This is a genomic window from Proteiniphilum sp. (assembly GCF_040307845.1).
GTDB lineage: Bacteria > Bacteroidota > Bacteroidia > Bacteroidales > Dysgonomonadaceae > Proteiniphilum.
The window spans coordinates 60,407-74,620 of the sequence record NZ_JAWRIS010000015.1 but is presented as its reverse complement, the minus strand read 5'-3'; the positions used below and the strand labels follow the sequence as shown (position 1 = coordinate 74,620).

General features: G+C 45.0%; 13 protein-coding genes and 1 tRNA gene. 7 read left to right on the top strand and 7 right to left on the bottom strand.

From position 1 onward, the window contains the following. Window positions 1-146: 146 nt before the first annotated feature. The 4 genes from ABV001_RS03130 to ABV001_RS03115 form a co-directional block, all read right to left on the bottom strand. Window positions 147-1,532 carry an aminopeptidase P family protein gene (locus ABV001_RS03130; protein ID WP_352421486.1) on the bottom strand — a complete coding sequence of 462 codons (1,386 nt, stop codon included), beginning with the start codon at window positions 1,530-1,532 and terminating at the stop codon, window positions 147-149. A gap of 84 nt (window positions 1,533-1,616) precedes the next feature. Next, window positions 1,617-2,624, bottom strand: a complete 1,008-nt coding sequence (locus tag ABV001_RS03125) for a S41 family peptidase (protein ID WP_352421465.1) — start codon at window positions 2,622-2,624, stop codon at window positions 1,617-1,619. A gap of 69 nt (window positions 2,625-2,693) precedes the next feature. Next, window positions 2,694-3,149, bottom strand: coding sequence for a ribose 5-phosphate isomerase B (rpiB, locus tag ABV001_RS03120; protein WP_352421464.1), 456 nt, complete (start codon window positions 3,147-3,149; stop codon window positions 2,694-2,696). A 64-nt stretch (window positions 3,150-3,213) separates the two neighbouring features. Continuing rightward, complete coding sequence (locus ABV001_RS03115; RefSeq protein WP_352421463.1) at window positions 3,214-5,241, bottom strand: transketolase family protein; 2,028 nt, start codon at window positions 5,239-5,241, stop codon at window positions 3,214-3,216. Between the two features lie 365 nt (window positions 5,242-5,606). On the opposite strand from ABV001_RS03115, the gene ABV001_RS03110 reads away from it, so the two are divergent. Continuing rightward, window positions 5,607-6,374, top strand: a complete 768-nt coding sequence (locus ABV001_RS03110; RefSeq protein ID WP_352421462.1) for a TrmH family RNA methyltransferase — start codon at window positions 5,607-5,609, stop codon at window positions 6,372-6,374. Window positions 6,375-6,504: 130 nt separating this feature from the next. On the opposite strand, the gene ABV001_RS03105 is transcribed toward ABV001_RS03110, so the two are convergent. Beyond that, window positions 6,505-6,580 (bottom strand) — tRNA-His (locus ABV001_RS03105). A 108-nt stretch (window positions 6,581-6,688) separates the two neighbouring features. Between ABV001_RS03105 and ABV001_RS03100 the strand changes: the two genes are divergently transcribed. Genes ABV001_RS03100 through nth form a run of 6 tightly spaced genes read left to right on the top strand, consistent with a single transcriptional unit; the run spans window position 6,689 to window position 10,794 of the window. Next, on the top strand, window positions 6,689-7,282 hold the full coding sequence (locus tag ABV001_RS03100) for a bifunctional nuclease family protein (RefSeq protein WP_323423573.1): 594 nt from the start codon (window positions 6,689-6,691) through the stop codon (window positions 7,280-7,282). A gap of 10 nt (window positions 7,283-7,292) precedes the next feature. Next, window positions 7,293-8,012, top strand: coding sequence for a 16S rRNA (uracil(1498)-N(3))-methyltransferase (locus ABV001_RS03095; protein ID WP_352421461.1), 720 nt, complete (start codon window positions 7,293-7,295; stop codon window positions 8,010-8,012). Between the two features lie 2 nt (window positions 8,013-8,014). Beyond that, window positions 8,015-9,577, top strand: a complete 1,563-nt coding sequence (locus ABV001_RS03090) for a M81 family metallopeptidase (protein ID WP_352421460.1) — start codon at window positions 8,015-8,017, stop codon at window positions 9,575-9,577. A gap of 41 nt (window positions 9,578-9,618) precedes the next feature. Next, window positions 9,619-9,870 carry a DUF4258 domain-containing protein gene (locus ABV001_RS03085; RefSeq protein WP_323423576.1) on the top strand — a complete coding sequence of 84 codons (252 nt, stop codon included), beginning with the start codon at window positions 9,619-9,621 and terminating at the stop codon, window positions 9,868-9,870. Further along, window positions 9,867-10,094 (top strand): DUF2283 domain-containing protein, encoded by a 228-nt coding sequence (locus tag ABV001_RS03080; protein WP_352421459.1) that lies wholly within the window; start codon window positions 9,867-9,869, stop codon window positions 10,092-10,094. The genes ABV001_RS03085 and ABV001_RS03080 overlap by 4 nt, the downstream gene beginning before the upstream one ends. 16 nt (window positions 10,095-10,110) lie before the next feature. Then, window positions 10,111-10,794, top strand: coding sequence for an endonuclease III (gene nth, locus ABV001_RS03075; protein ID WP_352421458.1), 684 nt, complete (start codon window positions 10,111-10,113; stop codon window positions 10,792-10,794). Window positions 10,795-10,880: 86 nt separating this feature from the next. Here nth and ABV001_RS03070 read toward each other — a convergent pair whose 3' ends face one another. Both ABV001_RS03070 and ABV001_RS03065 read right to left on the bottom strand, forming a co-directional pair. Next, on the bottom strand, window positions 10,881-12,032 hold the full coding sequence (locus ABV001_RS03070) for an aldose epimerase family protein (RefSeq protein WP_352421457.1): 1,152 nt from the start codon (window positions 12,030-12,032) through the stop codon (window positions 10,881-10,883). Window positions 12,033-12,184: 152 nt separating this feature from the next. Next, complete coding sequence (locus ABV001_RS03065; RefSeq protein WP_352421456.1) at window positions 12,185-14,206, bottom strand: hypothetical protein; 2,022 nt, start codon at window positions 14,204-14,206, stop codon at window positions 12,185-12,187. Between the last annotated feature and the right edge of the window lie 8 nt (window positions 14,207-14,214).

Below are 14,214 nucleotides of genomic sequence, written 5' to 3'. Positions count from 1 at the left end.
ATTTACTGATTTACTGATTATAATCTCCAATTAATACTCCCAGTCCCGATTTATCGGGATTAACAAATCAACACATCCAGCAGGAGAACAGGCGTTTCCCGTTGTTGTGATACAAAGATATTATGTATTGAGCTTGGTACATTTTTTTAGAAAGCTTTCTCCCGCTCGGCCTCCACTTCTTCAATGGTCTTTGCCAGCGGTTTTCCGAGTACCCGGTTCCCTGTCTCTGTGATCAGGATATCCTCTTCGTTGCGAATTCCTCCGAAATTTCGATATTTATTGACTTCGTCGAAGTTGATAAAATCGGCATTTGTTTTATTGCTTTTCCAGAGGTCTATCAATTCCGGAATGAAATAAATCCCCGGTTCAATGGTCAATACAAAGCCCGGTTGCAGTTCCCGTCCCAGGCGCAATGATTTCAATCCGAATTGGGTACTTTTGGGCACTCCCGCATAGCCGACAATCTGTTCGCCGAGATTTTCCATATCATGTACGTCCAATCCCATCAGATGTCCGGTTCCGCACTGAAAGAAAAGGGCATGCGCTCCATTGGCTACCGCCTCTTCCGTGTTTCCTTTGGTCAATCCCAAAGCTTTCAGCCCGTCGAAGATCACCCCGCCGACCTGCAGATGCACATCCTTGAAGTTCACACCCGGTTTGGAGAGTTCAATGGCTTTATAATGGGCATCAAGGGTAATGCGATAAATCTCTTTCTGCCGTTCGGTAAATTTCCGGGATACAGGAAAAGTACTACTCAGATCTCCGGCATATCCCAATGGGGTCTCATATCCCGCATCCAGCAGGAACAGATCACCTTCTTTAAGCGTATTACCGTGATAATGGTTATGCAGGAATTGTCCGTTGATCGTCCCAATGATAGGATAAGAGAGATTCCCTCCGGCAGCGATGGCCACTTCATTTACCTTGGCGGTCACCTGTGCTTCCGTCATACCCGCGCGGGCAAAATGCATGGCTGCAAAGTGCATATCGGCGGTTACATCCACAGCCTTTTCTATTTCTTCAATCTCTTCTTGCGACTTGATAATACGCTGGTCGGCAATTGCCACGATCAGTTCTTTACTTGCTTTCGCAGTGGCCTCTTCCACGTCGTAGCCGAGAAAATCCTTGAGTTTGAGAAAATGTTCACCCCTGTAAGGCGGCAGGTACTTCACCGATTGTTTGTCGAATGAGGCTATTTTCTTCCTGAATGCCGACAAATCGCCTGTATGATGGATACCGGCTTTTCCGGCCAGTTCGCTTATTTTAGGCTGCGAGCCGGTCCATACGATTGAATCGATGGTCGGATCATCACCGAAAATATATTCCTTATCCTCATCGATATCGATCAACGCGATCAGGTCGGGTTTGCTGACCCCAAAATAATAGAGGAATGTACTATCCTGACGGTAGAAATAAGTATTATCGGCATAATTGATCCCACTTTCATCATTCCCGAGAAAAAGCAATTTACCCGTTTGAAACTGTTTCTTCAATCTCTCTCTTCTTTCCACATAAACCTTTTCTGCAAACATCATAATTCCATTGATTTATCAGTTGTCAATATATCGTTTTATTTTTCTCCGAAAATTTATTGGACCATATTGTCCTCAAAAAAGCTACTGATTCTTTAAAAACAGCCGTGCCCTCTCGATGATAGTATCCCGGTTTTTTTCTTTGTCTTCCGCTTCCATGCCTACATAGATATCGGGCTCTACTCCGAACTCAATATGTTCTTTTTCGGCATTGAACATGGGAGATGCGGAAAAACGGACCGACCAGCCATTGGGCAGTTCAGAGGTAAAAGGCAGTCCACTACCGCCCCCGGTCTTGTCTCCCATAACAGTTACATTAGATGCATATTTCATGATGCTGACAAACTCATTAGTAGCACTATAACACCCTCTGTTAGTAAGAACGACTACCGGCTTCTGGTAACGTACCCTATTGGAACTCTCTACATATTTGGGATAAAGCGATGAGAAATCATTATGTCCCGGACCCACTTTATGGGAGATATAACCGATGAGCCGGCGTTCGTTAAAAAAACGGCTTGTGATTCTTTCTACATTAGTCAAGCTGCCACCACCATTACTTCTCACATCAATGATAAGACCCTGGCAAATAGCCATCCTGTTCAGCACCTGATCAAGATTTCCATTTCCCACATCATTGGAAAAACTCCCGTAATAGAGATAACCGATATTATCTTCCAGTATTTTATATCTCATTCCGGAAGAAATGCCGTAATCATTCCCAAGGTAATGTTTTTGTATGGACACATCAAAATTAACAGGGTAATCATCCTGCCACTCCCAATAACGGGTTATGTCATGCGCAGCGGACAAATTCACATGTCCGTCTTTTAACTCCGCAAGCATTTGCCCCATCAGTTTAAAGAGGCCGTCATTGTCTATGTCGGATGTAACGCGCGCACTATACTCCCTGTACACTTTATCCCAATCGACATCCTTGTATTCAAAAAAACAGTAATTCCTGTCCAGGATAGTCCATAATGCATCGAAATTCCCCCTGGGGTGGTTGTCGAACTGCATACCCACGTCACCACAACCCAACCAAAAGATTAGTTGCACTAACAGTACGGTATATTTCCATCTTATCTTCATCTCTATTTTGATTGGGGAAAGCTGACACCCCTTTGGAGCATCCGGTCGGATAATCCGGACGGGACAGACTTATCCGCAAGGAATTTTGCTGACTCTCCTCTGGTGACGTCCTCCTTCAAAAGGTGTATTCAGGAAGGTCACCAGGATTTCATAGATTTCCTCCTCACCGATCAATCTGCCCGGCAGGGCCAGCACATTGGCATCATTATGGGCTCTTGCAAGGCGGGCCACCTCTTTATTCCAGCACAAAGCCGCGCGAATTCCCTGATGCTTGTTCAATGCAATGCTAATTCCAATTCCTGTTCCGCAAATGGCTACCCCCGGATAACATTCGCCATTTTCGATGGCCTTTGCCAGTGGATGCGCGAAATCGGGATAGTCGCTGCTTTCCTCAGAATAGGCACCAAAATCCCTGTAAGGTATTCCTTTTTCTTCAAGTGTTTTGATGATGAACTGCTTTACCTTGTAGCCGGCATGATCGGATGCCAATCCTATAGGCTTCTCTGAATTATCGAATAGAGACATGTTAATCAGTTTAATTAGGACAGTCATCGGCCATAATCACCGACAACTGTCCGTATCATTTTTATTATAACAGTTTTTTTACCTGTTCATATACATTCTTGCCTGTATATCCCAGTTTTTCGTCGAGGACCTTGTAAGGGGCAGAAAATCCAAAAGATGTCATTCCCCAAACCACGCCATCGGAGCCGACCAATCCTTCCAGCGTCACCGGAAGTCCTGCGGTCAGACCAAACTTCTTCTTCCCCTTTGGTAATACAGCATCCTGGTATTCGGCAGGTTGTGATCTGAATAATCCTTCAGACGGCACGGAAACTATACGTACTTTCACTCCATCGGCACGCAACAGGTCAGCGCCTTCCACCAAAGTGGCTACTTCCGATCCCGATGCCAGCAATATCACATCATACTCCGCATCATCCTGCACGATGTAAGCACCCTTTTCCGCGCTCAACGCTTCAGTGAAACGTGATTGACCTGAAGTAGGCAAGTCTTTGATATTCTGACGGGAGAGAATGAGTCCTGTGGGTGTTTTACTGTTCTCCATCGCCATTTTCCAGGCTACGCTCGTTTCATTGGCATCGGCGGGACGAAGCACAAGCATCGAATTCTTCCCATGATGATTCTGCAGTTTTTCTAACAGGCGAATTTGTGCCTCATGTTCTACGGGTTGGTGGGTAGGTCCGTCTTCACCTACACGAAATGCATCGTGTGTCCAGATAAAAATAACCGGTGTTTCCATCAAGGCAGCCACACGGATGGACGGCTTCATATAGTCAGAGAAAACAAAGAAGGTTCCGCAAGCGGGAATAACACCTCCATGTAAGCTCATTCCAATACTGAGGCAAGACATGGTAAATTCGGAAACCCCTGCCTGCAGGAAGGCTCCCGAAAAATCACCTTTTACAAACGCTTTTGTATATTTCAAAAAGCCGTCCGTCTTATCTGAATTGGAGAGGTCGGCAGATGCCACCACCATATTTTCCACCTGTTGCGCCAATTCACCCAATACTTTGGCTGAAGCTGAACGGGTCGCGTCATTGGGTTTCTGCTGAATGGCCGACCAATCGATCTGCGGCAGTTCGCGCGCGAACCATTTGCGCTTTTTCTCTGCCAATTCGGGATTGGCCCGGGCCCATTCATCCAGTTTCGCCCTCTTTGCCGATACGATTTGTTTCAGTTCTTCCCTGCGCCCGGCATACAACTCTTCAGACTCGGGGAAAATAACGAAAGGATTTTCCGGATCACCACCCAGATTCCTGATCGTCTGTCCGAAATCAGCACCCGCCGCACTCAACGGTTGTCCGTGCGTGGAAACCTGGCATTCGAATGAAGTGCAGTCTGCTGCCAAAGCACCACGCCCCATCACGGTATTTCCGATAATCAGCGTCGGTTTTTCTTTTTCAGCCTTCGCCTCCTTTAATGCACTGCGGATCTCATCCACATTATTCCCATCGATATTGATCACTTTCCAGTTCCACGCTTCATACTTTTTCGCTACATCTTCACTGGTAACCGCATCGGTAGTAGTGGAGAGTTGTATGTTATTGGAGTCATAAAACATGATCAGGTTGCTCAATCCCAAATGGCCGGCAACACGTCCTACTCCCTGTGAAATTTCTTCCTGGATACCACCATCTGAGATATAACTATAAATAGTATGATCTATGATATCTCCTAATCTCGCCTGTAAAAATTTGGCCGCAATAGCTGCTCCGGCAGCATAAGCATGCCCTTGCCCCAATGGGCCGGAGGTGTTCTCCACTCCCCGGGACAGATCGATCTCGGGATGTCCGGGTGTAGGGCTCCCCCATTGGCGGAACTCTTTTAACTCATCTAACGAAAATTTGCCACTGAGACAAAGGACAGAATAGAGCATCGGCGACATATGTCCCGGATCAAGGAAAAACCGGTCTCTCGATTCCCATGTCGGATCTTGGGGATCATATTCTAAAAACTCAGAAAAAAGGACATTAATAAAATCGGCACCTCCCATTGCTCCGCCGGGATGGCCTGATTTCGCCCGCTCTACCATTGATGCCGACAGAATTCTGATGTTATCGGCCGCTTTGTTCATTAAGGTGTTATTGTTCATAAAATATCGGTAAAATATAAAGTCTTAATATACAATTCACGTGCAATTTAACGCTTTTAGGGTCAATTACTCACAAAGGTAAGTCTTTTTTTAATTTACGGACTGAAAAAAATGACATGTTTGAGATTTTTTTGGCATTTACGTATGGATTTTACTACTTTTACACGCTGGATCAATTGGCGTTCGATTGTCATTCAATTGTTATTCAATTGTTATTCAGTTGTTATTCAGTTGTTATTCAGTTGTGATTCGGTTGTCGGTTGCACTACGCGCGAAGCGCGAATAACGTGAGCAAAGCGAACGAATAACTATCGAATAACGGCGTAGCCGAATAACTATCGAATAACAATAACGCGAAGTGAAAAATGAGTTTAAGTAAAAGCAAAATAAAATATATCCGGTCGTTGAACGAAAAAAAATTTCGTAACGAGTACAATACATTTGTGGCTGAAGGGACAAAACTGGTTTTCGATCTGCTTGCCAACTGCCGTTGTCAACTGATTATTGCACTACCTTCCATATTATCGGCTCATCCTGAATTAAAGGCAGAAGAGGTGATCACGGTGGATGAAAAAGAATTGAAAAAAGCCACTTTTCTGAAAACGGCTCCTCAAATTATGGGCGTTTTCTATCGCCCGTCGCCCGAAATTGAAAAAATTGATCCCGATACTCAATTAAGTCTCGTACTTGATGGCATTCAGGATCCGGGAAACCTGGGCGCTATTGTCCGCATTGCAGACTGGTTTGGGATAGAACATATCATTTGTTCATACGACACGGCAGATATTTTCAACCCTAAAACCGTACAAGCCACTATGGGTGCTATTGCCCGCATAAAAGTATTTTATACCGATATCATAGATTTCCTGCAACAACAGTCACACCTCCCCGTTTACGGTACTTTTCTGGAAGGGGATGATATTTATTCGACCCCCCTTTCAAACAACGGGTTCATTGTAATGGGGAGTGAAGGTAAGGGTATTGGCAGGGAAGCGGAAAAACTAATCAACAGGAAGCTCTTTATACCTAATTTCCCGGAAGGAAGGGCCACTTCCGAATCATTAAACGTAGCAACAGCCACAGCTATTACCTGTGCAGAGTTTCGCCGCAGGGCAAAACAGGATTTTTTTTAATTCGGGTTAGTCTATTTTCCGGAGAGGCTGGCGTACCGGTTATTCGTAAGACAAAAAAATCACGTATGTAAAATACGTGATTACCTAAAACAAATCTAAAAAGAATAAAAAAGCTCACTTCCGTGAGAGTGGGTGGAAAACGGGGCTCGAACCCGCGACCTTCGGAACCACAATCCGACGCTCTAACCAGCTGAGCTACATCCACCGTGTTTTAAATCGAGTGCAAAGGTACATCTTTTTTCTAAATTCACATACAAAACAATAAAAAATTCACTACATTTGAGGTTGTTTTTAATCAAAAAAACGAATCGACTGTGTCAAAGAAAGTCAAACTATCCGTATTGGGAATATCTTTCAGCCAGGTACAAGCCGGCGCTTATGCGCTTATCTTCGCGGAAGAGAATGGTATCCGCCGATTACCGATTGTAATTGGTACGCCTGAAGCACAATCCATTGCCATTGTAATGGAGGGGATTATTCCGCCGAGACCCCTCTCACATGATCTTATCTGCTCTATCTGGAATGAATTGGGGGTTGAATTGTTGGAAGTTCTGATCCATAAATTTGAGGATGGCGCATTTTTTTCGGAACTGTTGCTACTGCAAAACGGCAAAGAGTACCGCATCGATTCCCGTACTTCCGATGCTGTGGCGCTGGCTATCCGCACTCACTCCCCGATCTTCACTACAGAGGAGATTATGCAAAAAATGGCAATCGTATTCGATGAACAGACTCCCCCGGGTGTAACAGAATTGAAGAGTAGTGAATCTGCCCGGGAAGACGAGGAATTATCTGATCTGCGGTTGGAAGCGCTCAAAAATCGTCTCGACGATGCTGTGAAAGAAGAGAATTACGAACTGGCAACCCGGTTGCGTGACGAGATAAACCGGAGGGAAAATAAATCCTGAATTGAGGCGTATGGCTGACACACTCTTTTACTCTCCCTCTATCCGACAGAATTCACAGCTTCCGGAAAAGGAATCACAACACTGTGTAAAAGTACTCCGTATGCGGGAAGGGGACGAACTGACCGTCACCGACGGGAAAGGATTTTTTTATGAATGTACACTGACTCAGGCCAGTCCGCGGCAATGCATGGTGAGCATTCAAAACAGCATTCAAAAGCCAAAAGGGTGGAATTATAACCTCCGGATCGCTTTTGCTCCGACCAAACAGATGGAGAGGAATGAATGGTTTGTAGAAAAGGCTGTAGAAATCGGAATTGATACAATAACGCCCATCCTTTGTCGCTTCTCCGAACGGAAAGAGATTAAAAATGAACGTTTGGAAAAAATAGCCGTAGCGGCAATGAAACAGTCTCAACAAGCTTATCTCTCCAAGATTGAAGAATTGACAGGGTTCAAGGAGATTATCTCCTGCCCGTTTAACGGAAAGAAATACATAGCTCATTGTTACGATCTTCCGAAAGAGCCACTCTCTCAGCTTCACAAAAAGGGAGAGGACGCGTTTATCCTTATCGGCCCCGAAGGAGATTTCAGCCGGGAGGAGATAGAAGATGCCATTGCGGCCGGTTTTGAACCTGTGACCCTAAGTGAGTCGCGACTCCGGACAGAAACGGCATCTCTTGTAGCGATACATACCATCCATGTAATTAACAACTTACAATATTTTATATAGTTATGAAAAAAATAATTATCACTTTTTCAATGGTTTTGATGCTGTTGCTATCAGCCTGTAACAATGGAACTGTAAAAAAAGAATTGCCGAGGATTGCCATCGCAGGGCTTGCCATTGAGTCCAGTACGTTTTCACCGGCGGTGACCCACGAAGAAGCTTTCAATGCGAGTATGGGGGAAGATCTCTTTTCTTATTATCCGTTTTGGTCGCCCGACTCCGGGATTATTGACCGTGCCGAATGGCTCCCCACCCTCTACGGCCATGCCATGCCGGGAGGTATTGTCACCCGTGAAGCATACGAATCACTGGTGACAAAAACCTTAGACCTGTTAAAAGAGACCTTGCCTCTGGACGGACTTTTTTTCGATATCCATGGGGCAATGAGTGTGCAGGGACTGGATGACCCGGAGGGGGATTTCCTGATGCGTATCCGTGATGTGGTGGGTACCAATGTACTGATTTCCGCATCAATGGACCCGCACGGTAGTGTATCACCCCGGTTGGCACAGAATCTCGATCTTATCACCAGCTACCGGCTTTCCCCCCACGAGGATGCTGTGGAGACGAAAAAAAGAGCCATCACCAATCTGCTCGACAGGTTAGAAAACGGCAAGGGAAAACCGGCATATAAAGCGTGGATCCGCGTTCCTATCTTGCTGCCGGGGGAACAGACCAGTACCCGCATAGAACCGGGCAAGACCCTTACCGGACAAATTCCCTCCCTGCTCGATGGTGATAAGGTGATAGACGCTTCCGTATGGTTGTCTTATCCCTGGGCCGACGCACCACGTAACAGTGGAGTTGTGATGGCATACGGAGACGACCGGGAAGCTGTGGGCAAAGTGGCTGAACAATTGGCGAGCTATTTCTGGAGCGTAAGGAAGGAGTTTGATTTCGTAGCGCCTACCACTTATCTTGATGATGCGTTGGCACAAGCACTGGCAAGCGATAAAAAACCGTTTATCATCAGTGATATGGGAGATAATCCCACTGCCGGCGGAGCCGGGGATGTCACCTGGACACTGCATGAACTCTTCAAACGTCCCGAATTCCGTGCCTCCGGTGGGAAAACATTGATCTACGCCTCCATTCCCGGTCCGGAATTAGTCAAACAAGCTATTGAGGCAGGAGTCGGCGGACAGGTGGATGGCATGGCAGGTGCCGAAGTGGATAATCGTTATGCGCCACCTATCCGGTTGAAAGGTGAAGTGACCGCCATCGATGAAAATGATGCCAATTCCAAAGCGGTGGTGAAAAGCGGCAATATCTACACCATCGTAACCGAAAAGAGGACAGCCTATCATTACGAAAAAAACTTTACCGATCTGGGATTGAATCCCAGGGAGACCGATATCTTAGTGGTAAAGATTGGATACCTTGTACCTGAGTTGTACGATATGCGCGCCGACTGGGTGATGGCGCTCACGCCCGGAGGGGTGGACCAGGATTTGGCACGACTACCCTACGAACGGGTTCAACGCCCCATCTATCCCCTCGATCCCGACATGGCTGACCCTGATCTGAGTGCGGTTTTTATTCCATCGTCGGACGAAATAAAACGCTAATTTCTATAATTATCAAAGAAATTATACTAAACTTGTATTTTATGAAGGTCGATGAACTACGTTTCTCAAATCATTTGATTTCGAGAATGACAGAACGAAATTTAAGAACCGACTGGATAACAGATGCCATACAATATCCTGATGAGGAAATTAATATAACAGAAGATGAAACTCACTTCTATAAAATAACAACTGAATTTCAGGATAAATGGTTAAAAGTAGTGGTTAATAAAAAGAATAGAATTATTGTAACAGCATATTTTGACAGGAATAAGAAAGGGAAAACAATATGAACATGCAATATGACAAAGAAGCGGACGCTCTCTATATAAAATTGTCCGAAAATAAGATTGTCGAGAGTGAGGAAAAAGAAAATAATATTGTATTGGATTACGATATGGAAAAAAATATCGTAGGAATCGAAATTCTCTACTTCATCAAAAATCACAAACAATCAATATTTCCGGCATTCAAAGAGATAGAAGAAGCAGTTTGGAAAAGCGATATAGCAGGATAAATTATTGAGTGGGATAATGACCAAGAAGGAGCGTTATAAGAAAGTAATCGACTGGTTCTTAGAAAATGCGGAATCGGCAGAAACGGAGTTGCATTATCAAAACGATTATCAATTGCTGGTAGCAGTGATACTCTCCGCACAATGTACTGATAAGCGGGTGAATATGGTTACACCTGCCTTGTTCGAGACCTTTCCCACCCCGGAAGTGATGGCCGCTTCGACTCCCGAAGCGGTATTTGAATACATCAAATCCTGCTCCTACCCCAACAACAAGGCAAAGAACCTGGTGGGGATGGCGAAGAAACTCATCTCAGACTTCGCAGGTGAAGTGCCCAATGATATCGACTCGCTGCTTACCATCCCCGGTGTGGGGCGCAAAACGGCCAATGTGATGCTGGCCGTGGCGTTCGACAAACCCGCCATGCCCGTGGATACCCATGTTTTCCGCGTGGCCAACCGCATCGGACTGACCGATAACTCCAAAACACCACTTGAAACAGAACGGGAATTAGTGAAATATATTCCGTCGGAATTGCTTTCAAAAGCGCATCACTGGCTTATCCTGCATGGGAGGTATATATGTGTGGCCCGAAGGCCGAAATGTGAAATCTGTGGACTTAGTCCCTGGTGTAAGTATTATAAGAAACACTTCGGATCAGGCATGATGTCGGACAATCAATCAGATGAGTTGATCCAATAAAAGTATTTATAGTCCCTTGAGATAAAAAAATCGGGCTGTAATCATCGTTGGATTACAGCCCGACTTTTTATTTTACCAGCAATGGTTTATTGTTGCACAGTAAATTTATAGATGCAACGGCTGGTATATTTTTCTCCCGGTTTCAGATAGGGAGAAGGCCAGTCAGGTTTATTGGGTGAATCGGGATATTTTTGCGTTTCCAGGCAGATTGCATGGCGTTTACCATAGACAGCACCATTCTTACCGGTTACCGTACCATCGAGGAAGTTTCCGGCATATACCTGCACACCCGGTTCAATTGTATATACCTCCAGTTGGATACCGGTAGCGGGTGAATAAACCGAAGCCGCCAATTGTGAAATATCACCCTTGGTATTCAGCACCCAATTGTGGTCATAACCGTCACCGTTTTTTAACTGGTCGAAATCATACTGGTCGATCCGCTCACCTACGGCAGTAGGCGTCCTGAAGTCCATCGGTGTTCCCTCCACCTTTTCGATTTTCCCGGTCGTCATAAATGTATCATCCACCGGAGTGTATTCATCGGCATTGATCATCAACAGGTCATCGAGGATGGTGTTGTTGGCATCCCCCGACAGATTGAAATAGGAGTGGTTGGTCAGGTTGACTACTGTCTCCTTGTCCGTGTTCGCTTCATATTGCAGATCAAGGGCGTTATCATCTGTCAACGTCATCGTCACCCTCACATCCAGGTTACCGGGAAATCCGGCTTCACCGTCTTTCGACAGGTAGGTCAGTACAACTGATTGTTCATTCGGTTGGACAGCATTAAAAACCTTACTGTCGAAACCTTCCGGTCCTCCATGCAAGGTATGTCCGAAGTTGTTCTGTGGCAATTCATATTCCACTCCATCCACAATAATCTTTCCATGGGCAATACGGTTGCCATAACGTCCTATCGTGGCGCCAAAGTTATTGTCAATATTGACGTAATCGTCAATATTATCAAAACCAAGCACTACATCCTGTAGTTTTCCATCCCTGTCGGGAACCATCACCGATACAATCCGTCCACCGTAATTGGTTACGGCCACCTCTGCACCGTTCCCGTTTTTCAGCACATAAAGGTTAACCGAATCTCCGTTTACCACTGTCTGAAAATCACTCTTCTTCAATCCCGAGAGTGTTGTTTCCTCCGCGGGAGCTTCTTTTTGTTTGTTGGTACATCCGGCTATGACTATGATTGCCAATAGCAGGATCAATCGATTGAATTTCATACGATTATTTTATTTATTTAATTATGGTGTATGGAACTCGCAGTAATCATATTCCTGTGTGAGAATTATTTTTCTGCTCGTTTTATCATTTTCTCTTTATATTTAATAAATTCCTTCACAAATTTACATGAATTTATTTACGTACCGATGATTTACTTCAATAAAAATTTTTCGGCCCTGCCGGGAGAAAGCAATTCCCATAAGGATGCGACTGTCCATCCCGGCGCAAAAATATTATTATAAAATCCTTTCCCGTTCCGTCCGTAATCCCAATTGGTGTGCTGTACCACTTCGGGATAATATCCCGTTTTGGCTACACCGCACATATGGTTTTCAAACGGCAACAGTTGGCGCATGGATGAAGAAATGACTTTCACATATTCGTTGAAACGGGGTTCTTCATACCTTTTTGAGAGCCAGTTCAACACTGAGCCAAATTCAAAAATAAAGACATCGATATGGTTGTTTTCCACCGAGACATTTCCCCATCCTCTGGTTTTCAGACCGATATCACCGATCATCTGCCCCTGGGCGAACGGCACATCCCACATATAGTACCACGAAAGGGCAAAGTAAGAAGCCTGCCGACACAGATCGGCGTAGTATTGCTGCTCATTCCCTTTAGAAACCAATGCCAGGTAATACATGGCCGTCGCGGCATATAAAGAGGCTTCCTTATCTTCGCAGTTGGCATCGAGCGTGGAAGAGAAATAGTCAGCCTTGGAGATAATTTCCTTTTCCAGATAATCAGCAGTTTTTTTAGCGGCAGCCAGGTATTTTTTGTCGTTAAAATATTGAGAAGCCATGACCAATGGCACTGTGACCGATGGTGTACTACCTCCGCTTCCGTCTGCTATGGCAAGGTCGTCATTAAACTTACGAGGAAAACTTCCGTCTGCATTTTGCAGAAGCATGACTTTCCCCAACAGCGTTTTCATTTTACTCTCCCATTCCGGATGTTTCCGGCCATTTTCTTTTTCATACTGAAGGAAATGAAACATAGCATATAAGCCTTCAGATTGGCGACGGATGCTGAGTGTGCCAGCATTGGATTTGACACTGCTATCGTCAAAATTCACAAATTCACGGAAAAGCCCGTTGGGTGTAAAACCATGATCCAGATAGCTATCGAAGACAGCGTAGCTGTTGGTTACCAATTCGTCACGATTATGCTGTTGTCCGTATTCCAATGCGTTGAAAGCATTGAGCAAGACCCTACCTACAAAACCGATCTCGGCACGTCCGACACTTTCACAGGTGGCAACCACCATTGCCTCTCCCGAATTGAACTTCAGAGGATGATCTTCCACAAAACTCTGTGTAAAAAATCCGGTCAGGGTTTCTTTCACGAAATCATCACCAAATGGGGTATCCACCGTTTTTGGGCGCCAGGTATCATAGCTGTACTCCCATAACTGGCGAATGAGTTCGGAAAAATCCGACACTTTACCCGATTGCAGGAGCCATGTCAATTGAATTGATTCACCCTTTCCAAGATGTTGGAATGCCTCTACCGGCGGTGCCAGTGTCAGTTTTCGGATATAGGTTTTCGGCGTTTCGTAATAGGGAAAACCAAAAGAGAGATTGGCGCTGTTGTCCACATTTTCAAATCCTGTGTAACCGACCGAAGTTTTACCGGAAACAATCACTTCACCTTCTTTGTGTGTTGTAAGCGTTTCGTGTGTAAAGTCATCCATTCGCATCACCGACAGATATTCCCCTGTCTTTTCATTGAAAACAGCGGTCATCGGCACGCTCAACCGGTCTTCACGTACCGTCCAGCTATCGGATGTATGAAACGAAGGCGCTTCTTTGGGTGAACGCAGATTGCGTCGATACCAAAATCCCGGCATATAGAACTGGCAGTCATCATGGGAATAAGAAGTATTAATCCGCTGTTTGAAGTTAAAATTGATATCTTCTTTGGCCGTGATCACCACTTCCAGCCTGTTCTCTTTGATGGTCCTTGTAATGACAACCGGTATATCCTTATCCGCTTTTAACTGGACTGACTGATCCCCTGCAAAACCTTTCAAAGGATAATTTACAGCATCGTTACCGGGTATTTTTAATGCTATTGAAGCATCAATATTGGTTGGAGATATCTGGGCTGATATTTGTCCGGCACTCAACAGGCACAAAACAGTAACAGTATATAAAATAACTCTTTTCATTTACACAT